Origin of the sequence: Thermodesulfobacterium sp. TA1 (assembly GCF_008630935.1) — a bacterium.
GTDB lineage: Bacteria > Desulfobacterota > Thermodesulfobacteria > Thermodesulfobacteriales > Thermodesulfobacteriaceae > Thermodesulfobacterium.
This window is the reverse complement of sequence record NZ_CP043908.1, coordinates 1,388,631-1,414,315: the sequence shown is the minus strand read 5'-3', so window position 1 is coordinate 1,414,315 and position 25,685 is coordinate 1,388,631. Positions and strand designations below refer to the sequence as shown.

Genomic DNA, 25,685 nt, shown 5'->3' with positions numbered 1-25,685 from the left:
TTATTTCTTCCTATTAGTAAGATAGTCTGTGATAAAAATAAGCATCTGTTTATAAAGGTTTTCTGGAATTCCATCCAAAGAATGTTTAGCTTGATTAATATAATCTAAAGCCTTTTCTTGGGCAAGTTTAAACCCTTGATTTTTTTCTATAAGATTTTTAGCTTCTTCAAAAAATTCATCCTTAGGCTCAGGAAGGGTTAAAAGTTCTAAAAGCCTCCTTTTATCCTCTGACGAGGCTTGTTTTAAAGCATAGATTACAGGTAAGGTAATTTTTCCTTCTTTAAAATCCCTCCCTAAGTCTTTCCCTGTTTCCGTGCTAAGATAATCCAAAAGGTCGTCTATGATTTGAAAGGATAGCCCTAAGTATTTCCCAAAATTTTTTAATTTTTCCCTTTCTGCAGGGGAAGCCCCACCTATAATAGCCCCTACTTCACAACAAGCAGATATAAGGGCTGCGGTTTTTCTAAAAATAACCTCTTCGTATGCCTCTTCTGAGATCTCTGTTTGATAAAGATTTAATAGCTGAAGCACCTCTCCTTCGCTCATAATGAGGGTGGTTTCGGTAATAACTTCCATTACTTCAGGATTTCTTAATTCACTTGCAAGTTTTAAGGCTCTGGCATAAAGATAATCTCCTACTAAGATGGTAGCTTGATTTCCCCAAAGATTTCTTGCTGCTTTTCTTCCTCTTCTAAATTCTGCTGAGTCTACTACATCGTCATGTAATAGTGTTGCTGCATGTAAATATTCAAAAAGTATAGAAGTGCGGTATAGGTTTTCTGAAAGATTAGGAGAAAAAAGTTTAGCACAAATTACTGTGAGAAGGGGTCTTATTCTTTTACCACCAGCAAAAAGCACATACTCACTTACTTGATTGATAAAAGGCACTTGAGAACTAATAAATTTTTTTAGGTTTTCTTCTATCAATCCGATCTCTTTTTTAATTTTTTCAACGATCATCTTTTCCTCTTATTTTCTTTTTGAGGAATTATAAAACATAAACCCCTTTTTGACAATTGAGTTTTTATAATGTATAAATAAAAGAAAAAGTTTAAAAAATTATAAAAAATGGACATTTAATAATGTTTTTATCTTGTGGTAAGCTGAAAACAGTCTTAAATGCCTTTTATTTCCTTTGACTTTAAAACTTAATTGTTTAATAATTTGAAAATAATTCAATAATGTTGGTAAAATAACTCAACTGAAAGGAGGGTTGCTATGGAACTTTATTTTAACAGACCCATGCCTCATGGTGGGCGCTTAGTAGAAAGGGTGCTCAAGGATAAAAAAGCGGCCAAAAAGATTGTGCAGGCTTGTGAAAAGGCGGGTGCAGTTTACGACATTAAGCCCACCCTGCATTACAAGAGAGGGACACCGGTAAGAAATGTTTATCGTGAAATCATGTCTGTTTGTTATGGATTTTTTAGTCCTGTGGAAGGTTCTATGACTTCTGCGGAGTTAGAGTCTGTACTTTCTAAAAGAAGGTTGTTAAGTGGTTGGGTTTTCCCTTATCCTATTCTTTTTGACATATCAAAGGAAGACTATCAGAAGCTTGGTGTAGATTCAGGAGACAGATTGCTTCTTAGGTTAAAAGGAAAGCCTTTTGCTATTTTAGACATTGAAGAGGTTTATGAGATAGACCCAGCAGAGCTTGCTGATAGAACCTTTGGAACTCCTGAGGCTAATCCCGAAGTAGTAAAAGAAAGATTTGATGATAAACATCCTGGGTGGGTTATTTATAGAAGCCATCAGCCTGTTATTTTAGCTGGAAAGTTTACTATTATTAACGAGCCTATTTTTAAACCACCTTTTGATAGGTTCTGGATTCCTCCAAGGAAATGTAGAGAGATTTTTGAGGAAAGAGGTTGGAGAACTGCTATCGCTCATCAGACCAGAAACGTGCCTCACGTTGGGCATGAAATGCTTATGAAGGCAGCAGCTTTTACTGGTGATGTGGAGCCTTGTCATGGTATTTTGGTAAATGCTATTATCGGTGTTAAAAGAAGGGGAGATTATCCTGATGAGGCTATTTTAGAGGCTCATGACATGGTGAATAAGGCTGGTTATATTAAGCCCAATAGGCATCTTGTGTCCTTTACTCTTTGGGACATGAGGTATGGTAACCCCTTAGAGAGTTTACTCCATGGTATCATCAGGCAGAATATGGGTTGTACTCATCACATGTTTGGTAGGGACCACGCAGCCGTAGGCGAGTACTATGATAAATTTGCTACTCAGATACTTTGGCTTAAGGGTATTCCAAGTTATGGTTTTGATAAACCTCCTACACAAGTTGAGGGTGGTTTACAGATTAGGCCTCAGAATATGAGAGAATTTTGGTATTGTCCAAAATGCAAGGAAATGGCTTACAGTGAAAATTGCGGACATGATAAAGAAAAGCAGAAGCTTAGCGGTAGTTTAATTAGGGGTTTGGTAGCCGAGGGTGTTCAGCCTCCAGCTATCATCATGAGGCCTGAGGTGTTTAAGACCATCGTTAAATGGTGGAAAAAGTTTAACTATCCTTTTGTTAACGAGAAGTATGTCCAGTATAAGGAAGAGACCTTGGAAGTTGATGTTCCTGACATTGATTAATTAAAAATTTTTAAAAACATAGGGGGTGACAACATGGAATACATTTTGGAAGTATTTTTAGATGACTACAGATTGGCAAAACTTAAGGGAACACCGGTTGAGGCTAATATAGAGGCTGTGTTTGGTGGGGAGCTTAAGGTGGTAAGGGTTAAGGTAGGCGAAGATGTAAAGAATGATATATTGAAGGCCTTCGAAACCGCTCGTATCGACTCTCGTGCTTGTATAACCGATACTCCTGTAGCTTTTAAAAGAGCCCTTTTTGAAGAGATAGCTAATCAAAAGACTTTGGGAGAAGAAGTGGTTAAGGCTGTTTTGGCTAACATCGATAAGATTAAAGAGTTAGCCGCTAAGGAAGCTGAATATCTTCCTGCTCCAGAAATAGAAACAGAGTAGTTTGAATTTTTAAGGAGAAAGGGTTATCCCTTTCTCCTTTGTTTTTTATTCGTTCTTTTAAAAAGTAAAAATAGAAAAAAGAGAAATAAAAAAAAATAGAAAGAAAAAATAGAATAAAAGGTTTTAAACAAATTTTTTTGTTTAAAGATTAGTAATTTTAACTTTTTTTACAGGTTGACTTTTAATTAAAGTTGTTTATAAAGATATAAAAGTTTATAAGAATAAAACCAAAAAGGAGGTTGGCTATGCCAAGTTATGTGAACCCTGAAAAGTGTGACGGTTGCAAGGGTGGTGACAGGACAGTTTGTATGTACATTTGTCCTAATGACCTTATGATTCTTGACCCTGAGGCTATGAAAGCTTATAACCAGGAGCCTGACCAGTGCTGGGAGTGCTACAGCTGTGTAAAAAGCTGTCCTCAGGGTGCTATAGCCATTAGGCACTATGCTGATTTTGCTCCTTTAAACGGAACTTGTCAGCCTATGCGTGGTACTACTGACATCATGTGGACCATTAAGTTTAGAAACGGTGTGGTTGTCAGGTTTAAGTTTCCTATTAGGACTACACCTGAAGGTTCTGCTGACCCAACCGTTGGCAAACCTGCTCCTGATTTATCTAAAATCAATACCAACCAGCTCTTTACTCAGGTAGCCGATGGTGTAGAACCTAAAAAGCCTGAAGCCGTTCTTAATAAGAAGTTTGAAGTTGGTGCTCTTGGTAAGGTTGCAAAATACTAAAAAATTTTAAAAATAAAAGGAGGTGGCAACTATGCCTAAGATTTGGTCTTATAATGCTGGTTTGGCTTGTGCAGAACCTGAAATAGTAGAAAAAGAGACAGATATTTTATTTGTTGGCGGCGGAATGGCTGCTTGTGGTGCCGCTGTTGAGGCTGTCCAGTGGGCTAAGCCTGCTGGTTTAAGGATTATTCTTTGTGATAAGGCTGCTATGGAAAGGTCTGGTGCTGTGGCTATGGGTCTTTCTGCTATTAATACTTACATAGGAGAAAACAAACCTGATGACTATGTTAGAATGGTCCGCTGCGACTTGATGGGTATTGTTCGTGAAGACTTAGTTTTTGATGTTGGTCGTCATGTAGATGATACTGTTATTTGTTTTGAGGAGTGGGGTCTTCCTATTTGGAAAAAAGATCCTAACACCGGTAAGACCTTGGATGGAGCTGAAGCCAAGGCTAAGGGATTAACCTTAAAGAATGGAGCTCAACCTGTTCGTTCTGGTCGTTGGCAGATAATGATTAACGGAGAATCTTATAAGGTTATCGTGGCTGAGGCTGCCAAAAATGCTCTTGCCAGCTATGATAAGGCTGAGATTATAGAAAGATGCTTTATCGTAAGACCTTTATTAGATGCTAACGACAAGGGTCGTTGTGCTGGTGCTGTTGGATTTTCTGTTAGGGAAAACAAGATTTATATCATCAAGGCTAAGGCCACTCTTCTTTCCACAGGTGGTGCCGTTAATGTTTTCCGTCCTAGGTCTATAGATGAAGGTAAAGGACGTGCTTGGTATCCTGTATGGAACCCTGGAACTGGTTATGCTATGTGTGCTATGACTGGTGCTAAGCTTGTTCTTATGGAAAACAGATTTATCCCTGCTCGTTTCAAGGATGGTTATGGTCCTGTAGGTGCCTGGTTCTTGCTCTTCAAGGCTAGGGCTACTAACGCTTTTGGTGAAGACTATGTAGCTAAACATAAAGACGAACTTAAGAAATTTGCTCCTTATGGAGAGGCATCTCATATCGGTACCTGTTTAAGAAACCATGCTATGCTTATTGAAATGGAACAGGGTCGTGGTCCTATCTATATGCACACTGAATGGGCTCTTCAGGAAGCTGCCGAAAAGATGGATAAAAAAGAGTTCAAACACCTTATCGCTGAGGCTTGGGAAGACTTCTTAGACATGTGCGTAACCCAGGCTGGATTGTGGGCTTGTTTAAATATTGAACCTGAAAAATTACCTTCTGAGATCATGCCTACCGAGCCTTATCTCCTTGGTAGCCATGCTGGTTGTGCAGGTGCTTGGGTATGTGGTCCTAACGAAGATTGGGTACCTGAAGAATATAAAGCTCCTTGGAAAGAAATCGGGCTTTATAACAGAATGACCACCATAAAGGGTCTTTTCTGCGCTGGTGACACTGTTGGAGCTTCCGGACATAAGTTCTCCTCTGGTTCTCATGTAGAAGGACGTATTGCTGCTAAGGCTATGGTTCAGTACTGCCTTGATAACAAAGACTATACTCCAACCATCAAAGAAACTCCTGAAGAATTGAAGAAAGAGATCTATGCTCCTTGGTACAGGTTTGAAGAGTTTAAGAATGCTTCTACCCATTATGAAATCAACCCCAATTATCTTATTCCTCGTCATATTCAGGCAAGGCTTATGAAGATTATGGACGAATATGTGGCTGGTACTTCCACTTTCTATAAGACCAATAAAGTCATGCTTGAAAGAGGTCTTGACCTTCTCAGGATGCTTAAGGAAGACATGGAATATGCTGCTGCCAGAGACTTACATGAACTTATGAGGGCTTGGGAAAATAGACATCGTGTATGGACTGCTGAAGCTCACCTATTACACATTCTCTTCCGTGAAGAAACTCGTTATCCTGGCTACTTCTATAGAACTGACTTCCTCGCCCTTGACGATGCTAATTGGAGATGTTTCACACTTTCTAGCTGGAATCCTGAAACCAAGGAATGGACTTTAGAAACTTATCCTTATGTTCAGATAATTCCTGACCCACTTGGACCGTAAAGAGTTAAATAGAAGTAAGAGGGGGGGCTTAGTCCCCCCTCTTTTTTATTTTTTTTTTCAGAATAAAACCCTTTTAGTAAAAGGGTTTTATTCTGAAAAAGTGTTTAGGAGGTTATAATATGGCTAAACCTATATTAGTGGTAGGTGGTGGTATAAGTGGAGTGACTGCTGCGGTAGAAGCAGCAGAAGTTGGTGCTGACGTTATTTTGGTAGAAAAGCAACCTACTTTAGGTGGAAGGGTAGCTCAACTTAGGTATTATTTTCCAAAGTTGTGTCCACCTACTTGTGGGTTAGAGATTAACTACAGAAGGATTAAGAGTAACCCAAAGATTAAAGTATATACTATGGCAGAGGTTTTAGAGGTAGGTGGAGTCCCCGGAGATTATAAGGTTAAGGTAAGAATATCTCCTCGATATGTTAATGACAACTGTACTGCTTGTGGGGAATGTGAAAAGGTTTGTGAAGGAGAGAGGGTAAATGATTTTGATTTTGGACTTTCTAAAACCAAAGCCATTTATCTTCCTTATCCTGTTGCTTTTCCTATGAAATATGTTTTAGATAAAGATGCCTTAGCCCCTGGAGATTTAGAAAGGATTATGGCAGCTTGTAAATATAACGCTATAGATCCTGAAATGAAGGAAGAGGTTTTAGAGTTAGAGGTAGGTTCTATTATCTGGGCTACCGGGTGGAAACCATATGATGCTACTAATCTTGATAATTTAGGTTATGGAAAGTATGCTAATGTAATAACCAATATGCAGATGGAAAGGATGGCTTCTCCGTGGGGACCTACTCAAGGAAAGATTGTTAGACCTTCAGACAACGAACCTCCTAAGAAGGTAGCCTTTGTTCAGTGTGCTGGTTCTCGAGATGAAAACCATCTGCCTTTCTGTTCTTATATCTGCTGTTTAGCCTCGTTAAAACATAGTCTTTATTTGTCTGAGCAATATCCTGATACAGAATCTTATATTTTTTACATAGACCTTAGAACTCCTGGTAGATATGAAAAGTTTTTGAAAAGGGCAGAATCTGAGGCTAAAATAAATTTTATTAAGGGTAAAGTAGCCAAGATAGAGGAAGATCCTGAAACTAAAGATTTGATTGTTACTGCAGAAGATACCATTTCAGGAAAACGGATAACCCAAAGGGTTAATTTAGTGGTATTAGCTCTTGGTATGCAACCAAGTTTAGCTTCTGCAGAAATTAAAGGTGTAAAGGTTGATCCAAATGGGTTTGTCCTTGAAGATGAGGGGATGTTCAGTTGCGGTTGTGCTAAGATGCCTTTAGATGTTATGACTTCAAATGAAACGGCTACTGGCGCAGCTTTAAAAGCTATTCAAATTATAAAAAGGGGGTAAAAGATGGAAAAAATAGGAGTTTTTATATGCTCTTCTTGTAATATAGGTAATCGTTTAGAGTTAGCTGAGTTAGAAAATGCTGCTAAAGAGCAAGGTGCAGCAGCTGTATATACTAAAGAGTTTTTGTGTTCTAAGGAAGGAAGAGCTTTTATAGAAGAAAAAATAGCTCAAGATGGATTAGACTCTGTTTCTATATGTGCTTGTTCTCAAAGGGTAAACTATGATGTTTTTTCCTTTGACCATGTAGCTGTTGACAGGGTGAGTTTGAGGGAAGGAGTAGTTTGGAGTAGGTTTTTGGTGGGAGAGAACGGAGAAATTTTAGAAGATACTGCAGAATATGTTAGTGGTGTTTCGTTTAAAGATGAATTGATGGCTTTAGCCAAGGATTATGTAAGAATGAGTGTGGCTAAACTGCAGACCTATAAAAAACCAGAGCCTTTTAAGCCTGAAGAAGAGATTTCTAAAACTATTTTGGTTATCGGAGGAGGTGTAGCTGGTTTAACCGCTGCTTTAGAAGCAGCTAAGGCTGGTTATGAAGTGGTTTTGGTAGAAAAAGAAAAAGAGCTTGGTGGTTTTGTGGCGAAGATGAAGGCTCATTGTGAGGTATCTCCTCCGTTTCAAAATCTTGTTCCTCCTGTAGTAAATGATTTAATTTCTCAAGTAGAGGCAAACGATAAGATAAAAGTTTATAAAGGAGCGGTGGTAACTAACATAGCCGGTGCACCTGGTTTGTTTCAAGTAAAGATAAAACAGGGGGGAAAGGAAGAAGAGGTAAAGATAGGTTCTATAGTCTTAGCAGCTGGTTTTAAACCTTATGATGCAAGTAAGCTTACAGATTTAGGCTATGGAGTTATTTCTAATGTGGTGACAAATGTTAAGTTTGAAGAGATGGCTAAAAATGGGGCTTTGGTAAGACCTTCTGATGGATCCCCTGTCAAAAGTGTGCTTTTTATTCAGTGTGCTGGACAAAGGGATGAAAACCATCTGTCTTACTGTTCTGGATTTTGTTGTTTAGCCTCCCTCAAACAGGCTAAATATATAAGAGAGGCAGATCCTGAGGCCAAAGCTTTTATCGTTTATGACCATATGAGAACCATGGGTATTTTTGAAAACTTTTACAAGACCCTTCAAGATGACCCAGGAGTTTTTTTAACCAAAGGTAAGGTGGTTTCTGTAACCGAGGGAGAAAATGGAAAGGTAAAAGTTTTAGTAGATGAGACTTTGTTGGGAGAGAAGATAGAGGTAGAAGTTGATTTAGTAGTATTGGCTATAGGTATGGTTCCGGTTACTGCTGAAGAACCGGTGCTTAATTTAGAATACAGGCAAGGTCCAGGCTTACCTGAGCTTGAGCTTTTTTACGGATATGCCGATTCTAATTTCATCTGTTTCCCTTATGAAACCAGAAGAACTGGAATTTATGCAGCAGGTGCGGTTCATCAACCTATGACCATCCAGCAGGCGATAGAAGATGCTAAAGGTGCTGCTTTAAAGGCTATTCAGTGTTTGACTGCTATAGAAGAAGGACATGCTGTACATCCAAGGACTTGGGATTATGCCTATCCAGAATGGGATTTAAAGATGTGTACTCAATGTAAAAGGTGTACTGAAGAATGTCCTTTTGGAGCTTTAAACGAGGATGAAAAGGGTAATCCTATGCCCAACATTACTAGATGTCGCCGTTGCGGAACTTGTTTTGGTGCTTGTCCTCAAAGAATTATTAACTTTAAAGACTATTCTGTGGACATGATTTCTACCATGATCAAAGCTACAGAAATGCCAGAACAAGGTTATGAACAGTATAGGCTTATGGCTTTTGTTTGTGAAAACGACGCCTTACCAGCGTTAGACATGGCTGCCTACCAGAAAAAATCACTTCCAGTAGCTTTTAGGATTATTCCTGTTAGATGTTTAGGAGCGGTTAACGTAGCATTTATTAAAGACTCGATGAGTAAGGGATATGATGGTATTCTTCTTTTAGGTTGTAAATATGGTGAAAATTATCAGTGTCATTTTATAAAAGGTAGTGAGCTTGCAAATAGGCGTATGGAAAACGTAGCGGAAACTTTACAGCAACTTGCATTAGAGTCAGAAAGAGTTACTATACATACAGTGGCTATAGATGAAGTAGATATAGCAGTAAACAAGATGCAAAACTTTGCTGAAGAAATTAAAGGATTTGGTGAAAATCCATTTAAAGGCTGGTAAGGAGGATAAACTATGAGTAACGGCGTTTTAAAGGTAGATCCAGATTTAAAGGCTATTAAAGAAATACAAGAGATAGGTGGTGATACCGTTAAAAAATGTTATCAGTGTGCTACTTGTGCTACAGTATGTCCTCTTTCTCCGGAAGAGGCTCCTTTTCCAAGAAAACAGATGATTCTTGCTCAATGGGGATTTAAGGACAAACTCTTAAACGACCCTGCAGTTTGGTTGTGTCATCAATGTGGAGACTGTAGTAAGTACTGTCCAAGGGGGGCTCAACCTGGGGATGTTTTAGGGGCTTTGAGATTGTTGGTAATAAAAGAAGCAGTGCCTTTAAAGTTTTTACATACCTTTTTTAACAACAGTTGGGGTATTTTGGTTTTACCTGCGATTGCTTTATTTTTTATACTTTTAGCTACCTTAGCTACTTTTCAGGGAGTTCCCAACTTTTTCGATGCAAGCTCTTTCCCTTACGGTGGTCCCAACTATGATCTTTGGATTTTCCATTTACCAGCAAGGGTGTTGATGATAGACGTGGTGTTTTTACCACTTGCGGCATTTGTTATTATTATGCTTGCTTCAGCGATAAACAAAATGTGGAACTCCTATTTAGATACTTATAAAGTTCCACAGGCTTACAGATATAGTATGTGGACTATTTTAAAGAGTTACTTTATCCCCGCTTTAGTAGAGATTTTATCACATGCAAGATTTAAAAAATGTAATTCTAATCACTGGAGAGCTAACCCTCATATGTTGCTGATATACGCTTTTATTATTTTAGCCATCACTACAGCGATCGTTTTCTTTATGGCAGATGTTTTGGGTTTTCATACCCCTTGGAACCCTATAACCCACCCTGTTAAATGGTTAGGTAATTTTGGAGGAATTTTACTTCTTTATGCTATTATAGCTATAATGATAGGTAGAGGAAAAGCTGAAGCAGAAAAAAGTGTAAAAACCAGTTATGCTGACAGCTTTTTGATCAACCTTATTTTAATCATAGGTTTGACAGGGTTTGGTATAGAAATAGTACGTAGTATTCCTTCTATAGAATCTATAGTTTCTTTAGTTTATTTAGCTCATTTAGTTGCGGTCTTTATTTTATTTTTAGGGGTGGCTTATTCTAAGTTTGCCCATTTAGCTTTTAGGACAACTGCAGTGATGTTTGATTTATATTATAAAGATATAACTCAAAAGATGGCTCAATAAACGCTTGGTTCTCTTGACAAAATTTAATTTTAAGTTAATTTTATAGAAAAACAAGGAGGGGTACCCGAGCGGCCAAAGGGGCCGGGCTGTAAACCCGGTGGCTTTCGCCTTCGGAGGTTCAAATCCTCCCCCCTCCACTTTTATTATTTGAAATATAAGCGGGCGTAGCTCAAGTGGTAGAGCATCAGCCTTCCAAGCTGAGGGTTGCGGGTTCGAGTCCCGTCGCCCGCTCTGAGGAAAATTAAATGGGGTGCCCACGTAGCTCAGGAGGTAGAGCACTTCCTTGGTAAGGAAGAGGTCACCGGTTCGAGTCCGGTCGTGGGCTCCAGTTTTTATTTAAATAACCTATTTTAGGATAGGAGGAAGGTGAGATGGCTAAGCAGAAGTTTGAGAGGAAGAAGCCTCATTTAAACGTGGGTACGATTGGGCATATAGACCATGGGAAGACTACGTTGACCAGTGCTATAACCAGGGTTTTGTCTACGAAGGGTTATGCGCAGTGGATACCGTTTGATAGCATAGACAAGGCTCCTGAGGAGAAGGCGAGAGGTATTACGATTCAGCTTGCGCATGTTGAGTATGAGAGTGACAAGAGGCATTATGCGCATATAGATTGTCCTGGGCATGCTGACTATATTAAGAACATGATAACTGGGGCAGCGCAGATGGATGGATCTATTTTGGTGGTTGCGGCAACGGATGGACCTATGCCTCAGACGAGGGAGCATGTGTTGCTTGCGAGGCAGGTTAACGTTCCTGCGATAGTGGTGTTTATGAACAAGGTTGACATGGTAGATGATGCGGAGTTATTGGATTTGGTGGAGTTAGAGGTTAGGGAGTTACTTAGCAAGTATGGATTTCCTGGGGATGAGGTACCTGTGGTGAGGGGGAGTGCGTTGAAGGCGCTTGAGTGTGGATGTGGTAAGGAGGAGTGTGAGTGGTGTGGTAGGATATGGGAGTTGATAAAGGCGATGGATGATTATATACCTGAGCCTGTGAGGGATGTGGAGAAGCCGTTTTTGATGCCTGTAGAGGATGTGTTTAGTATATCTGGTAGGGGTACGGTTGTTACAGGCAAGGTAGAGAGGGGGGTGCTTAAGCCTGGGGAGGAGATAGAGATAGTGGGGCTTAGGCCTACGGTGAAGACGGTGGCGACTAGTATTGAGATGTTTAGGAAGATATTGGATGAGGCGTTACCTGGGGACAATGTAGGTGTATTGTTGAGGGGGATAGGCAAGGATGAGGTAGAGAGGGGTCAGGTATTGGCGAAGCCTGGGAGTATAAAGCCTCATACGAAGTTTAAGGCAGAGGTATATGTTTTGAAGAAGGAGGAGGGTGGTAGGCATACGCCGTTTTTTAACGGGTATAGGCCTCAGTTTTATTTTAGGACGACTGATGTGACTGGGGTGGTGAAGTTACCTGAGGGTGTGGAGATGGTGATACCTGGAGACAATGTGGAGTTAGAGGTTGAGTTGATCAAGCCTGTGGCGTTGGAAGAGGGGTTGAGGTTTGCGATTAGAGAAGGTGGAAGGACTGTTGGTGCTGGTGTAGTAACTAAAATAATAGAATAAATAATAGAATAATAGGGGTTTTAAGGGATGGCTAAAAAGGGAGAGGTAAGGGTTATTATTCATTTACAGTGTACAGAATGTAAAAGAAATAACTATACTACTACTAAAAACAGAAGAAACACTCCTGACAGGTTAGAACTTAAAAAGTATTGTCCTTGGGATAGAAAACATACGGTTCATAAGGAAGTTAAAAAATAGGGTAGGCCAGTAGCTCAACTTGGCAGAGCGTCGGACTCCAAATCCGAAGGCTGGGGGTTCAAGTCCCTCCTGGCCTGCCAATTTTTATTTTACTAAGGTAGGATTTATGGCGATTAAAGACACGAGTTTAAACAAAGAAAATTTTTGGGATAGGGTGGTAAGATTTTTAAAAGAGGTTAAAATAGAAGCTAAAAAAATTACTTGGGCACCTAAAAAACAGGTTTTAATGAGTACGCTTATGGTAGTTGTTTTTAGTCTTTTTATAGGTGCATATTTGGGAATTTTGGATATAATATATAACTTTGTAATTTCTATTTTGGTGAGGTAAAGTGAGTAAGGTTTGGTATTCGGTGCAGGTTTGGTCTGGTTGGGAGGAAAAGGTTAAAGCCTTGGTAGAGGAGCTTTTGGTTCGTAAGGGCTTAACCGAAAAGGTAGAGCGGTTTTTTGTTCCTCCGCCTAAGGAGATAGAGGTTAATTTTTCTCCTGAAAAGCAGTATTCTAAGCTTTTTTATTCTGGTTATTTTTTGATGTTCGGTGAGATTGATGATGAGTTGAAAGAAGAATTGAAGAGGGTTGAAGGGGTTTTAGATGTTATAGGTGGTGATAGACTTTATGTTTTTAGGACTGAGGAAGTAGAAAAGCTTATTTCTCAGTTGGTGGTAGAGGAGATAAAGCCTAAACCTCGTTATCAGTTTGCTCAGGGTGACCGAGTAAGGATTACAGATGGACCTTTTGCTAACTTTATAGGGATAGTAGATGAGGTTAAACCTGATAAAGGTAAAGTTAAAGTATTGGTAAGCATTTTTGGGAGAGAAACTCCTGTAGAGATAGAGTTTGCTTATTTACAGAAGATTTAAGGGGGATAGAGGAGTATGGCTAAAAAGGTGATAGCTCAGATAAAATTGCAACTTCCTGCGGGGCAAGCAACTCCTGCGCCTCCGGTTGGCCCAGCTTTGGGTCAACATGGTGTTAACATCATGGAGTTTGTAAAGGCTTTTAATGAGAAAACTCGTGGTCAGGAAGGCTATATTATTCCTGTAGTGATTACGGTTTATGCTGACCGTTCTTTTACTTTTGAGTTGAAGACTCCGCCTGCTGCAGTACTTATCAAAAAGGCTATAGGGATTGAGACAGGGGCTCATGCACCTGGAAAGGAGATAGTGGGTAAGATTACTAGAAAACAGTTAGAAGAGATAGCTAAGATGAAGATGCAGGACCTTACAGCTGCATCCTTAGAGGCTGCTATCAGGACTATAGAAGGTACAGCTAGAAGTATGGGAGTTCAAATCGTAGATTAAGGAGAGGTGGTATGGCTAAGCACGGAAAAAAGTATAGAGAGGCTTTAGCTAAGGTAGATAGGACAAAAAAATATAATTTTGAAGAGGCTGTTAAACTTGCCTTAGAGACAGCTTCTGCTAAATTTGATGAGACGGTAGAGGTAGCGGTAAAGTTAGGGGTTGACCCAAGGCATGCAGACCAGATGGTTAGGGGTTCTGTGGTTTTACCTCATGGAACTGGGAAAACTGCAAGAGTATTGGTTTTTGCTAAGGGGGATAAGGCTAAAGAGGCTTTAGAGGCTGGTGCTGACTATGTAGGTGATGAAGACTTGATAGAAAAAATACAGAAAGAAAATTGGCTTGATTTTGATAAGGTAATAGCTACACCGGATATGATGCCTGCTGTTAGTAAGGTAGGTAAGATTTTAGGTCCAAGGGGACTTATGCCAAGTTCTAAAACAGGAACCGTAACCTTTGATGTAGCTAAAGCCGTTAAGGATATAAAAGCAGGTAAGGTTGATTTTAAGGTTGATAGAGGAGCGGTAGTGCATGTTCCTGTAGGTAAGGTTTCTTTTGGTGAAAAAAAACTTTTAGAGAACATGGCTGCCTTTTTTGAGGCACTTTTAAAGGCTAAACCTTCTGCGGCTAAAGGGCAGTATATAAGAAGTGTTGCTATATCTACTACGATGGGTCCTGGTATTAAGGTTGACCCAAACGAAGTGAGGAATTTAATCCAGAGATACTCTGGAGATTAAAAATGTTTGTGCCCCTTGAGGTCCTTCAAAGCAAGGGTGACTCTTGGGGCCAAAGATTAGTAGGTGCCTAAGTGAAAGGCTTAAATGGGGGAGCTTCCTCAGCCTACTATAGGCGAAAGGGTACCCTTTCAGTTGGTGAAATTTTATAAGGAGGTATAAACTTGCTTACCCGGGCTCGTAAGGCAGAAATTATCAAAGATGTGAGTGAAAAATTTGCTAGATCACAGGGGGTTTTTGTAACCTCGTTTAAAGGGTTTACTGTAGCTGAAAGTAACGAGATAAGAAAGCTTGTAAGAGAAAAAGGGGGAGAGGTTAGGGTTATAAAAAATACTCTTATAAGGATTGCTTCTGAAAACACTAATTTTAAGGCAGTAAACGACTATGTAGAAGGTCCTACGGCTTTAGTTTTTGCTTATCAAGATCCTGTAGAGATAGCTAAGGTTTTAAGTGGTTTTATAAAAAATCATCCATCTTTACAGATAAAGGGTTTTGTAATACAAGGTAAGGGTTATAAGCCAGAATACCTTGAAGATTTAGTGAAACTTCCTCCAAGAGAGATTTTATTGGCTCAAGTGCTGGGGACTATTCAGGCACCTGTTTCTAATTTTGTTGGGGTTTTGGCTGCTATTATCAGGAAATTCCTTTATGCACTTAAGGCTATTGAAGAGAAAAAGGCTAAAGGTGAGTAAAGTTTAAAAATAGAAAAAATAAAAGGAGGGATTAGGAAATGCCAGTAACCAAAGAAGAAGTTATCGAGTTTATTGCCAACATGAGTGTTTTGGAGCTCTCTCAGTTTATCAAAGAATTAGAGGAAAAGTTTGGAGTAACTGCAGCTGCTCCAGTAGCTGCAGTAGCAGCTGTGGGTGCTGTGGCTGGTGCTCCTGCTGAAACTGCTCAGGCTGAAGAAAAGACCGAGTTTGATGTGGTGTTGACTGATGTTGGTGGCAATAAGATTAACGTCATTAAGGTAGTAAGGGAAATCACAGGATTAGGTTTAAAAGAAGCTAAAGATTTGGTTGAAGGTGTGCCTAAGCCTGTAAAAACTGGTGTTAGCAAGAACGAGGCCGAAGAGATTAAGAAAAAATTAGAAGAAGTAGGTGCCAAAGTAGAAATCAAGTAAGCCTTGTATAGCTTAAAACTTTATTTTCTACAATCTAATTTTTCTAAGGGTTTCCCCTATCCCTGGGGAAACCCTTTTTGTCATTTATAAAATTTCAGGGAGGGGATCAAAAAAATGCTAAACAACCAAAGAAACTTACCGGTTCGTAAAAATTTTGCTAAAGTAAAACAAATTCAAGAAGTACCTTATCTTTTAAGGATACCTAAGGAGTCTTACAATAAGTTTTTACAGGCTAAAACCCCTCCAGAGCATAGAGCTGATATAGGCATTCATAGATGTTTAAAGTCAGTCTTTCCGATAAGAGATTATTCTGAGACTGCGGTTTTAGAATACATAGATTACAAAATTTTAGAACCAGAGTACGAACCAGAAGAAGCTAAAGATAAAGGCTTAACCTATGAAGCTCCGATTAAACTAAAGGTGCGTTTGGTAACTTATGATTTAGACCCTGAAACCAGGGTAAAGAGCATTAAAGATGTCAAAGAGCAAGAGGTTTATTTTGGAACCATTCCTCTTATGACTGAAGATGGAAGGTTTATCATAAACGGGACTGAACGCGCTATCGTTAATCAACTTCAGAGGTCCCCTGGTGTTATTTTTGAAAAAGAAAAGACTCATGCGAAGGCAGGCAGGCTAACCTATATTGCTAGGGTTATCCCTGTAAAGGGTTCATGGTTAGATTTTATTTATGATTATAAAGGTAGGTTTTTTGTAAGGATAGATAAAAGAAAAAATATTTTAGCTACCATCTTTCTTAAAGCTATGGGTATGAGTGAAGAAGAAATTTTGTCTTTATTTTATCCTACTGAGAGATATCTAATCTTGGACGAGGGTGTAGAAAAAATCTTAGATTACGAACTTTTAGCCGGCCAAAAGGTAGTAGCTGATATTGTTAATCCCAACACCGGGGAAGTTATCGTTAAGAAAGGCAAGGTAATTACTGCAGGTTTGATAAAAAAATTAAAAAGAGCAGGGATTTATTCGGTAAAACTTCCTGATGAGGCTTTGATAGGAAAGATTTGTGCTAAAGAAGTGGTAGATCCTGATACTGGAGAGGTGATTTTAGAAGTTAATCAAGAAATAACGAAAGAAATATTAGATTTGCTTAGGGAAAAGGGAATAAAAGAGGTAAATGTTCTTTTTGTAGACCTTCATTATTATACTTCATCTGTGAGAGATGCATTAAAAACAGATAAAATAAAAAACAGGGAAGAGGCTCTTATTGAAATTTATAGAAAGATGCGGCCTTCAAGTCCTGTAAATTATGAAGTGGCAGAGGCTTACTTTAGGTCTCTCTTTTTTGATCCTGAAACTTATGACCTTTCTGAGATAGGACGTTATAAAATTAATTTGCGTTTAAACTTGGACATTCCAATAAATCAGAGGATACTTACGCAAAAAGATATTATTGCTATTTTAAAAGAGTTGATAAGGTTAAGAGAAAGAGAAGATGAAGGAGACGATATAGACAGCCTTTCTAACAGAAGGATTAGGGCAGTAGGAGAGTTGGTAGAAAACCAGTTTCTTATCGGTCTTATGAGGATGGAAAGGGCTATAAAGGAGAAACTCCAGCTTCAGGAGCTTGAAGAGATAACTCCTGTAGAGCTTATCAACAGTAAGCCTGTGGTGGGTGCGGTAAAGGAGTTTTTTGCTCAAGGCCAGCTTTCTCAGTTTATGGATCAGACAAACGTTCTTTCTATGCTTACCCACAAAAGAAGACTTTCTGCTTTAGGTCCAGGAGGTTTGACCAGAGAAAGGGCAGGATTTGAGGTTAGAGACGTTCATCCCAGCCATTACGGAAGAATTTGTCCTATCGAAACACCTGAAGGTCCTAACATAGGTTTAATCGTTTCTCCAACTACTTTTGCTCAAACCAATCCTTATGGGTTTTTAGAAACTCCTTATCGTTTGGTTAAAGAAGGTAGGGTGACGGATCAAATCATCTATTTAAACGCTGCTGAAGAAAAAGATTTAGTAATAGCTCAATCTACTATTAGATTAGATAAAGAAGGTAATATTTTAGAAGAATATGTACCTGCTAGAAAGAACGGAGAATTTATCATTGCCCATAGAGATGAGGTTGATTTGATAGACCTTTTACCTGCTCAAGTGGTAAGTGTTTCCAGCTCTTTGATACCTTTTCTTGAGCATGACGATGCTAACCGTGCGCTTATGGGTTCAAACATGCAAAGGCAGGCTGTGCCTTTGATTAAGACTAAAGCTCCTTTAGTTGGTTCTGGGATGGAGAGAGCAGTAGCCTTAAATTCTGGTATGGTTATAGTAGCTGAGGCTGATGGAGTAGTTGAAGATGTTGATAGCACCAGAATCGTAGTAAGATATGATACTAAAGAAGGGGAGCTTCCAGAGGTAAAGATTTACGAATTGATAAAGTGGAAAAAATCTAACCAAAACACTTGTTTCTCACAAAGGCCTATAGTCAAACCAGGACAAAGGGTTAAAAAAGGAGAAATCTTGGCTGATGGTCCTTCTATTAGTAAAGGAGAATTGGCTTTGGGTAAGGATGTTTTAGTAGCCTTTATGCCTTGGAGAGGTTATAATTTTGAGGACTCTATCATAATTTCTGAAAGATTAGTAAAAGAAGACGTATTTACCTCTATTCACATAGAGGAGTTTGAGTGTGTAGCTCGAGAGACCAAGCTTGGAAGAGAAGAAATTACCAGAGACCTTCCTAATGTAAGCGAAGAACTTTTAACCAATTTAGACGAAAGTGGTATTATAAAGATAGGAAGTTATGTAAAACCTGGAGACATTTTAGTAGGGAAGGTGACACCTAAGGGTGAGACTACCCTTACACCTGAAGAAAAGTTATTAAGGGCTATTTTTGGAGAAAAGGCCAAAGATGTGAAAGATACCTCTTTAAAGGTACCGGCTGGTATAGAAGGTATCGTAATTGATACTAAAATCCTTACCCGTAAGGGATTAGAAAAAGACATTAGGGCTAAACAGAAAGAAGATGAAACTATAGCAAGACTATTAAGAAATCAAGCAGATGTTTTAGAGGTCCTTTTTAGGCATACGGTAAACAGGCTGGCTTATGTTTTGAACGGAGAATTAGCTACTGCAGAATTAGAAAGAGAAGGCCAGATTTTTATCAATAAAGGGGAGGCCCTTACCTTAGAAAGATTAAAAAACTTGCCTACCTCTCTATTACCTAAGCTGAAAGATATAGTTCCATCTTCTAAGAAAGAGTTGATTACTGAAGTAATAAAGGCCTATGAAAAAAAGAGAAAGGAAATCATAGAAGAGTACGAAGCCCATATTAATAGGATTAAAAAAGGAGATGAATTACCCCCTGGTGTTTTAAAAGTAGTAAAGGTTTTTGTGGCGATGAAAAGAAAACTTCAGCCAGGAGATAAGATGGCAGGAAGGCACGGAAACAAAGGTGTTGTTTCTAAAATTGTTCCTATTGAGGATATGCCTTATCTTCCTGATGGAACACCTGTAGACATGATACTTTCTCCTTTGGGTGTTCCTTCTCGTATGAATATCGGTCAGCTTCTCGAAACCCACTTAGGTTGGGCTTGTAAAGAGCTGGGTAAAAAACTGGCCAAGTTAGCCCAGGAATATCAGATAGAAAGCGTAAAGGCCCTTTTAAAGGAAATTTTTTACGAAGAAGAATATGAAAAATTGGTAGAAGGTAAGACAGACGAAGAGATATTAGAGCTTGCTAAGGGTTTTGCCGATGGTATTCCTATTGCTACCCCTGTTTTTGCAGGAGCTAAAGAAGCTGAGATAAAGAAATGGCTGTCTTTAGCTGGGTTGAATGAAAGTGGAACTACAGTTCTTTATAACGGAATGACAGGGGAACCCTTTTATGAACCGGTAACCGTAGGATATATGCATATGTTAAAGCTCCATCATTTGGTTGATGATAAAATCCATGCTCGATCTACAGGACCATATTCTTTGATAACCCAGCAACCTCTTGGTGGAAAGTCTCAGTTTGGTGGCCAAAGATTGGGAGAGATGGAGGTTTGGGCAATAGAGGCTTATGGAGCTGCTTACACTTTACATGAATTTCTTACTGTAAAAAGTGATGACGTAGAAGGACGGACCAAGATGTATGAAAAATTGGTAAAAGGTAAAAACTTTTTAGAAGGAGGCATGCCTGAAAGCTTTAAGGTGTTAACTAAAGAGCTACAAGGTCTTTGTTTAGATATAGAACCTATAGAAGAATAAAAACCAAAGGGGGTGTTTAAATAATGAAGGAGCTCCTTTCTATTTTAGAAAAACCTAAGGATGTTATGAAAATAAAAGCTTTAAAGATAGGTATAGCTTCTCCAGAAAAAATAAGGGAGTGGAGCTATGGAGAGGTAAAAAAACCAGAGACAATAAATTACAGGACTTTAAGGCCTGAAAAAGATGGTCTGTTTTGTGCAAAAATTTTTGGTCCAGTAAGGGATTATGAATGTATTTGCGGAAAATATAGAGGAATGAAACACAGAGGGGTTATCTGTGAGAAATGCGGAGTTGAGGTTATTCAAAGTAAAGTTAGAAGAGAAAGGATGGGGCATATTGAGCTTGCAGCTCCTGTTGCTCATATTTGGTATTTGAGGAGTATTCCCTCTAAAATCGGTATTTTGCTTAATATGACCCTTAAAGAGGTTGAGTCCATCCTTTATTTAGAACGCTACATAGTTATCGAGAGCCAGCTCGAAGAGTTTCCTGTTGGAACCATTTTAACCGAAGATAAATATTATACGTTAAAAGAGATGTATGGTGACCAGATAGTAGCTGATACTGGGGCTTCTGCTATTTATGAACTTTTAAGAAATTTAGACCTTGATAAACTTATTCAAGATATTCAGATTGAATTACAAACCACCCATAGTGAGGCACGTAAAAAGAAATTAAGCAAGAGGCTTCAAATAGCTAGAGCGTTTAAGCAGTCTGGCAACAAGCCAGAATGGATGATTTTAAAAGTAATTCCAGTTATCCCCCCTGAGTTAAGGCCTTTAGTTCCTTTAGAAGGAGGAAGGTTTGCTACTTCAGATTTAAACGACCTTTACAGAAGGGTGATAAACCGTAATGTAAGATTAAAAAAACTAATAGACCTTGATGCACCTGAAATTATTTTGAAAAACGAAAAAAGAATGTTACAAGAGGCTGTGGATGCCCTTTTTGATAACGGAAGAAGAGGACGTCCTGTAATGGGTCCTAACAGAAGACCACTTAAAAGCCTTTCTGACATTCTTAAAGGCAAACAGGGTAGGTTTAGGCAGAACCTTCTTGGTAAAAGAGTAGATTTTTCAGGTAGGTCTGTTATCACGGCTGGTCCTGAATTGAGAATGTATCAGTGTGGTTTGCCCAAGAAAATGGCTTTAGAACTTTTTAAACCTTATATATATGGATGGTTAGAAAAGCACGGTTATGCTACTAATATTAAGACCGCAAAAAGATTGGTAGAAGAGGAACATCCTGCAGTTTGGGATGCCCTTGATGAGATAGTCAAGGAATATCCTGTGATGTTGAACCGTGCACCTACTTTGCATAGGTTAGGTATTCAGGCTTTTGAACCTGTATTGATAGATACCAAAGCACTACAATTACATCCTTTAGTTTGTGTAGCTTATAACGCAGACTTTGACGGAGACCAGATGGCGGTGCATGTGCCATTGTCAGTAGAGGCACAGATAGAAAATAGGGTACTTATTTTGTCTACTAATAATATACTTCTTCCTGCAAACGGTATTCCTGTAGTTTATCCTACCCAAGACATGGTTTTAGGTATTTATTACATGACTTTAGAACGTCCTTTTGTTAAAGGAGAGGGTAAAGTCTTTAGAGATAAGGACGAGGTTATCCTTGCTTATCAAACTGGTGCACTTCATCTTCAAGCAAAAATAAAAGTAAAAATTGACGGCAAACTTATAGATACCACGGTGGGGAGGATATTGTTTTCTACGATCGTTCCTGAGGAAATTCCTTTTGAGGAGTATAACAAACCTTTAACCAAAAAAGAGCTTCAGAAGTTGATAGATATTTCCTATCGTAGAGCAGGTATTAAAAAAACGGTTATCTTTGCAGACAAGTTGAAAGACTTAGGTTTTATGAAAGCTACTGAAGCAGCTCTTTCTATCTCAGTTGATTACCTTACCATCCCTAAGAAAAAGGCAGAGATTTTAGCTGAAGCCGACAAAAAGATCGCTGAGATTTGGGAACAGTATAGAGAAGGTTTGATAACCGAGAGCGAGCGTTATAACAAGGCTATAGACATTTGGTCTAGCGCTACAGAGCGTGTTACTGAAGAGATGATTAAAGAAATGGAAACCAAAGAATACATAGGGCCTAACGGAGAAAAAATAATAGGTCCTAGTTTTAACCCTGTTTATATCATGGCTTTTTCTGGCGCTCGTGGTTCTAAGGATCAGATAAGGCAGCTTGCAGGTATGAGAGGTTTGATGGCCAAACCTTCTGGCGAGATTATCGAAACCCCGATTAAGAGTAATTTTAGGGAGGGACTCTCTGTTTTGGAATACTTTGTTTCTACCCACGGAGCCCGTAAAGGGCTTGCAGATACAGCTTTAAAAACTGCTAATGCAGGATATCTTACAAGAAAGTTAGTTGACGTTGCTCAAGATTGTATAGTGACTGAAGAGGATTGTGGAACGATAGACGGTATAGAGGTAGGGCATCTTATTGAAGCAGGAGAAATAATCGAGCCTGTTTGGGACAGAGTTTTAGGAAGGGTAGCTCTGGAAGACATCTTAGATCCTGTTACTGGAGAGATATTAATCGAGGCTGATCAGGAAATCGACGAAGAAGGGGTTAAAAAGCTTAAAGAAGCAGGTATAGAAAAGGTTATGATAAGGTCTGTACTTACTTGTGAGGCAAAGCATGGAGTTTGTAGAAAATGTTATGGAAGAGACCTTGCTACCGGAAAGTTGGTAGAGATAGGAGAGGCAGTAGGGATTATAGCAGCACAATCTATTGGAGAACCTGGAACTCAGCTTACGATGAGAACCTTCCATATTGGAGGTGCTGTAGGCAAGGCCTTAGAGCAAAGCGAACATAGGGCTCAGTCAAGAGGTTTGGTCAAGTTCCTTAATCTAAGGTTAGTAAGAAGAGAAGATGGTAATTTAGTTGCTTTGAACAGACAAGGAGAAGTAGCTATCGTTACCCCGGATGGAAGGATTTTAGAAAAATATCCTGTTACTTATGGTGCTAAGATAAAGGTAGAAGAAGGTCAAGAGGTAAGACCAGGAGACCTTTTGGTAGAATGGGACCCTTATACTACACCTATCATTGCTGAGGTTTCTGGAAGGGTTAAGTTTGGGGACATCATAGATGGTGTAACCGTAGATGAAAAGATTGACGTAACTACCGGTAGGGCAAGTATTATAGTCAGAGATTACAAACTTACTGACTATAGACCAAGAATATCTCTTAAAGACGATAAAGGACGGACGATAGACCTTCCAGACGGAAGAGGTAAGGCAAGATACGAACTTCCGGTAGGGGCGATTATTAGTGTTCAGGAAGGAGATTTTGTAAAAGCAGGAGATATTATAGCTAGGATACCAAGAGAGACCCTTAAAGCTAAAGACATCACCGGTGGTCTTCCTAAGGTTACTGACCTTTTTGAAGCACGAAAACCTAAAGAATATGCCACCATTACTGAAATTGACGGAACGGTAGTTTTTGAAAAAGAAGCAAGGGGTAAAAAGAAGGTGGTTATCCAGCCTGAGGTAGGAGACCCCTTGGAGTATTATATTTCTAAGGGTAAACATATTTTGGTAAGAGAAGGAGATGTGGTAAAGGCTGGAGATCCTTTGATAGAGGGTTCTCCTAATCCTCATGATATTTTAAAAGTAAAAGGAGTTAAAGGGGTCGCTCGATTTTTGGTTGAAGAGATCCAAGAGGTTTATAGGCTTCAAGGCGTTAAGATAAACGACAAACACTTTGAAGTTATCGTAAAACAGATGCTTAAAAAAGTTAAGATAAAAGACCCAGGAGATACCAATTTCATGATTGGTGAGTATGTAGATAAAGTCAAGTTCGAGGAAGAAAACGAAAAAATAATAGCTTCTGGAGGAAAACCAGCTGTAGCTGAACCTGTTATCCTTGGTATTACCAAGGTTGCCTTGCTTACTGATTCCTGGTTGTCTGCAGCTTCTTTCCAAGAAACCACCAGGGTGCTTACTGAAGCTTCTATCGCAGGTAAAGTAGATTATCTAAAAGGATTAAAAGAAAACGTAATCATCGGAAGGTTGATCCCTGCTGGTACAGGAAGAATTGTTTATGAACAAAAAGGTTGGGTGTAAAGAGAAAAGAGAAAAAAATAAAAAGACATAATAAAAAGGGGCGGGTTAAATCCGCCCCTTTTTATTTGTAAAGGTTTAAAATATTCTTAAAGAACTACTTTTTAAGCCCTATTTTTTGAAGCAAAGCCTGATATCTGTTGAAATCGGTTCTTTTGAGGTAATTTAAAAGGGCCCTTCTCTGACCGATTAATTTCATAAGACCCCTTCTTGAATGAAAATCCTTGCGATGGATTTTGAGGTGCTCTTCTAGTTGCTTTATCCTTGCAGTTAACAAAGCAATCTGGACTTCAGGCGACCCTGTGTCATTTGGGTGACGCTGAAAAGTTTGGATAATCTCTTGTTTTAACTCTGGGTCTAAAGGCATAAACTCAACCTCCTTTTTGTATTTTTAAGCCTGAGGAAGGGTTACTCCACCCCCAAGCAATTTCTTTAAATATACCCTATTTTTGTAAAAATACAAACAGCGTTAAACTATTTATCTTTGGTGATTGCTCAAAATATTCCACCTCTGTTATAATTTATTCGGGAGGTGGGAACTATGAACTTAGCAGAGCTCGTAGAAATAGCATCCTCTGAAGAAAAGGCAGAAGAATTCTTAAGAGCTAAAGGTGTGCTTAAAACCTTTACTTGTTGTCCCTTTTGTGGAAACAAAATTTGGAGGGAAGAAGAGAGGGATGGGAGCAGAAGGTAAGATACCAGTATTTGGAATTCTTGAAAGGCAAGGAAAAGTAAAAGTAGAAGTAGTTAAGGATGTATCTTGTGAGGCTCTGTTAAAGGAGACGATAAAGAAGGTAAAGAGGGGGAGTTTAATTTACACAGACAAATTTAGGAGCTATGACGGACTTGTGATGTATGGTTTTAGACACGAGAGAGTAGACAAGAGTATAAGGTCTGCAAATGGGAAGGTATATATAAATGGGATAGAAGGATTTTGGAGTTATGCCAAAGAGAGACTTCTTAAGTTTCATGGAGTAAGCAGGGAGAATTTTGTGTATTACTTGAAAGAACTTGAATTCAGGTATAATAGTAGAGATAACTTAGATGAAATGGTGTATTTATGTTTAGGTGGAATAAAATGAGGAATCACCTTTCAAAATAGTAACTACAGAGAGCTTATGAAGCTGTTGAATAACCTTATACTGAACCCCATAGGGACTGGACACACCAAAGTTGTAGAGGTTAAACTCTCTTGTTAGGCAGGGATAAAATATTAAGACAGGAGGTGTGAGATGAAACAGAGGAAATGGACGGCAGAGAGAAATTAGCAATAGTCTTTATCTCAACAACTTTAGGGTATAAAAAAATGTCTTAACAAATGGGATGCAATAGGAAAATTAAAAAAAATAAAGAAAAATTAAATATAATATCATATAATTTCTTTAATTTCCCAAAAAAAGCTTAAAATTTTGGTTGACAAAATTCTAAGAGTTAATTATATTATACTTTTAATTATATAGAATTAGGATTGGTTATAAAGTGATAGGATTTTTGAAATTTGACTTTTATTTCAAGATTTCATCATTTATATCAACTATTTCAACTATTAGGAACATTGTTTTAGCTTTTGTTTTAGCATTAAGTCTGGTTGTTTATGCGTATTCTCAGGAGGTGGTTAAGGGAGGTGTTCCTCAAGCAAGAAAGACTATTCTTGATTTTAAGGAGGAGCTTAAGCTTAATGAGAAGCAGGTTAAGGAGATAGAGAAGTATTTGCAGGGATTTTTTAAAAAGGAGCAAGAGTTGTCAAGCAAGATTAGGGAGAAGGAGGCAAGGTTTAAGGAGATGTTAAACAGTGATTGGGACATCAAAGAAATAAAGAAGCTTGTCAAGGAGATACATTGTCTTCGTGGGGAGCTGATAGCAGAGGAGCTTGAGACAGGGAAGAAGATAGACGGGGTGTTAAACGAGGAGCAGAGGAAGAAGTGGAGGGAGATTAGAATAGGAAGGAGGTAAAGT

The 25,685-nt window shown here is 38.8% G+C and carries 22 protein-coding genes and 4 tRNA genes; 24 read left to right on the top strand and 2 right to left on the bottom strand.

Annotated features, from left to right (window positions below; all coding sequences use genetic code 11):
- Positions 1 to 960 carry a polyprenyl synthetase family protein gene (locus F1847_RS07195; protein ID WP_150072387.1) on the bottom strand — a complete coding sequence of 320 codons (960 nt, stop codon included), beginning with the start codon at positions 958 to 960 and terminating at the stop codon, positions 1 to 3.
- A gap of 258 nt (positions 961 to 1,218) precedes the next feature.
- On the opposite strand from F1847_RS07195, the gene sat reads away from it, so the two are divergent.
- The 21 genes from sat (at position 1,219) to rpoC (ending at position 23,732) form a co-directional block, all read left to right on the top strand.
- Complete coding sequence (gene sat, locus F1847_RS07190) at positions 1,219 to 2,592, top strand: sulfate adenylyltransferase (protein ID WP_150072386.1); 1,374 nt, start codon at positions 1,219 to 1,221, stop codon at positions 2,590 to 2,592.
- 33 nt (positions 2,593 to 2,625) lie between these two features.
- Positions 2,626 to 2,985 carry a hypothetical protein gene (locus F1847_RS07185; protein WP_150072385.1) on the top strand — a complete coding sequence of 120 codons (360 nt, stop codon included), beginning with the start codon at positions 2,626 to 2,628 and terminating at the stop codon, positions 2,983 to 2,985.
- 245 nt (positions 2,986 to 3,230) lie between these two features.
- A complete protein-coding gene (gene aprB / locus F1847_RS07180) occupies positions 3,231 to 3,722 on the top strand; it encodes an adenylyl-sulfate reductase subunit beta (RefSeq protein ID WP_150072384.1) in 492 nt (163 codons plus the stop codon).
- Positions 3,723 to 3,753: 31 nt separating this feature from the next.
- Positions 3,754 to 5,754, top strand: a complete 2,001-nt coding sequence (aprA, locus tag F1847_RS07175) for an adenylyl-sulfate reductase subunit alpha (protein ID WP_150072383.1) — start codon at positions 3,754 to 3,756, stop codon at positions 5,752 to 5,754.
- Between the two features lie 119 nt (positions 5,755 to 5,873).
- Positions 5,874 to 7,112: a CoB--CoM heterodisulfide reductase iron-sulfur subunit A family protein gene (locus F1847_RS07170; RefSeq protein ID WP_150072382.1), complete on the top strand. Its 1,239-nt coding sequence runs from the start codon at positions 5,874 to 5,876 to the stop codon at positions 7,110 to 7,112.
- Between the two features lie 3 nt (positions 7,113 to 7,115).
- The gene (locus tag F1847_RS07165; RefSeq protein WP_150072381.1) at positions 7,116 to 9,317 is read left to right on the top strand and encodes an FAD-dependent oxidoreductase; all 2,202 of its coding nucleotides are present in this window, start codon (positions 7,116 to 7,118) and stop codon (positions 9,315 to 9,317) included.
- 12 nt (positions 9,318 to 9,329) lie between these two features.
- Positions 9,330 to 10,526 (top strand): quinone-interacting membrane-bound oxidoreductase complex subunit QmoC, encoded by a 1,197-nt coding sequence (gene qmoC, locus F1847_RS07160; RefSeq protein WP_150072380.1) that lies wholly within the window; start codon positions 9,330 to 9,332, stop codon positions 10,524 to 10,526.
- A gap of 54 nt (positions 10,527 to 10,580) precedes the next feature.
- A tRNA-Tyr gene (locus F1847_RS07155) sits at positions 10,581 to 10,663 on the top strand.
- Between the two features lie 21 nt (positions 10,664 to 10,684).
- Positions 10,685 to 10,757: transfer RNA gene (locus F1847_RS07150), tRNA-Gly, on the top strand.
- A gap of 21 nt (positions 10,758 to 10,778) precedes the next feature.
- A tRNA-Thr gene (locus F1847_RS07145) sits at positions 10,779 to 10,854 on the top strand.
- A gap of 43 nt (positions 10,855 to 10,897) precedes the next feature.
- On the top strand, positions 10,898 to 12,097 hold the full coding sequence (gene tuf / locus F1847_RS07140) for an elongation factor Tu (RefSeq protein ID WP_150072379.1): 1,200 nt from the start codon (positions 10,898 to 10,900) through the stop codon (positions 12,095 to 12,097).
- 27 nt (positions 12,098 to 12,124) lie between these two features.
- Positions 12,125 to 12,295 (top strand): 50S ribosomal protein L33, encoded by a 171-nt coding sequence (rpmG, locus tag F1847_RS07135; RefSeq protein WP_150072378.1) that lies wholly within the window; start codon positions 12,125 to 12,127, stop codon positions 12,293 to 12,295.
- A 3-nt stretch (positions 12,296 to 12,298) separates the two neighbouring features.
- Positions 12,299 to 12,375: transfer RNA gene (locus F1847_RS07130), tRNA-Trp, on the top strand.
- Between the two features lie 26 nt (positions 12,376 to 12,401).
- The gene (gene secE, locus F1847_RS07125) at positions 12,402 to 12,623 is read left to right on the top strand and encodes a preprotein translocase subunit SecE (RefSeq protein WP_150072377.1); all 222 of its coding nucleotides are present in this window, start codon (positions 12,402 to 12,404) and stop codon (positions 12,621 to 12,623) included.
- 1 nt (position 12,624) lies between these two features.
- A complete protein-coding gene (nusG, locus tag F1847_RS07120; protein WP_150072376.1) occupies positions 12,625 to 13,152 on the top strand; it encodes a transcription termination/antitermination protein NusG in 528 nt (175 codons plus the stop codon).
- A 15-nt stretch (positions 13,153 to 13,167) separates the two neighbouring features.
- Positions 13,168 to 13,593 carry a 50S ribosomal protein L11 gene (rplK, locus tag F1847_RS07115; protein ID WP_150072375.1) on the top strand — a complete coding sequence of 142 codons (426 nt, stop codon included), beginning with the start codon at positions 13,168 to 13,170 and terminating at the stop codon, positions 13,591 to 13,593.
- Between the two features lie 11 nt (positions 13,594 to 13,604).
- The gene (rplA, locus tag F1847_RS07110) at positions 13,605 to 14,327 is read left to right on the top strand and encodes a 50S ribosomal protein L1 (protein WP_150072374.1); all 723 of its coding nucleotides are present in this window, start codon (positions 13,605 to 13,607) and stop codon (positions 14,325 to 14,327) included.
- A 161-nt stretch (positions 14,328 to 14,488) separates the two neighbouring features.
- Positions 14,489 to 15,016 carry a 50S ribosomal protein L10 gene (gene rplJ / locus F1847_RS07105; RefSeq protein WP_150072373.1) on the top strand — a complete coding sequence of 176 codons (528 nt, stop codon included), beginning with the start codon at positions 14,489 to 14,491 and terminating at the stop codon, positions 15,014 to 15,016.
- A 38-nt stretch (positions 15,017 to 15,054) separates the two neighbouring features.
- Positions 15,055 to 15,447, top strand: a complete 393-nt coding sequence (gene rplL, locus F1847_RS07100) for a 50S ribosomal protein L7/L12 (RefSeq protein ID WP_150072372.1) — start codon at positions 15,055 to 15,057, stop codon at positions 15,445 to 15,447.
- 114 nt (positions 15,448 to 15,561) lie between these two features.
- A complete protein-coding gene (rpoB, locus tag F1847_RS07095; protein WP_150072371.1) occupies positions 15,562 to 19,647 on the top strand; it encodes a DNA-directed RNA polymerase subunit beta in 4,086 nt (1,361 codons plus the stop codon).
- Positions 19,648 to 19,670: 23 nt separating this feature from the next.
- Positions 19,671 to 23,732 carry a DNA-directed RNA polymerase subunit beta' gene (gene rpoC / locus F1847_RS07090; protein WP_150072370.1) on the top strand — a complete coding sequence of 1,354 codons (4,062 nt, stop codon included), beginning with the start codon at positions 19,671 to 19,673 and terminating at the stop codon, positions 23,730 to 23,732.
- A 94-nt stretch (positions 23,733 to 23,826) separates the two neighbouring features.
- Here the strand turns inward: rpoC and rpsO are convergent, their stop codons facing one another.
- Complete coding sequence (gene rpsO, locus F1847_RS07085) at positions 23,827 to 24,096, bottom strand: 30S ribosomal protein S15 (RefSeq protein ID WP_150072369.1); 270 nt, start codon at positions 24,094 to 24,096, stop codon at positions 23,827 to 23,829.
- 174 nt (positions 24,097 to 24,270) lie between these two features.
- Between rpsO and F1847_RS09290 the strand changes: the two genes are divergently transcribed.
- The 3 genes from F1847_RS09290 to F1847_RS07075 all read left to right on the top strand — a co-directional run bounded on the left by F1847_RS09290 (position 24,271) and on the right by F1847_RS07075 (position 25,682).
- Complete coding sequence (locus F1847_RS09290; protein ID WP_206202397.1) at positions 24,271 to 24,423, top strand: hypothetical protein; 153 nt, start codon at positions 24,271 to 24,273, stop codon at positions 24,421 to 24,423.
- Positions 24,407 to 24,811, top strand: coding sequence for an IS1595 family transposase (locus tag F1847_RS07080; protein ID WP_206202396.1), 405 nt, complete (start codon positions 24,407 to 24,409; stop codon positions 24,809 to 24,811). Before F1847_RS09290 ends, F1847_RS07080 begins: the two co-directional genes overlap by 17 nt.
- Before the next feature lie 397 nt (positions 24,812 to 25,208).
- A complete protein-coding gene (locus tag F1847_RS07075; protein WP_240702785.1) occupies positions 25,209 to 25,682 on the top strand; it encodes a Spy/CpxP family protein refolding chaperone in 474 nt (157 codons plus the stop codon).
- Positions 25,683 to 25,685: the final 3 nt, after the last annotated feature.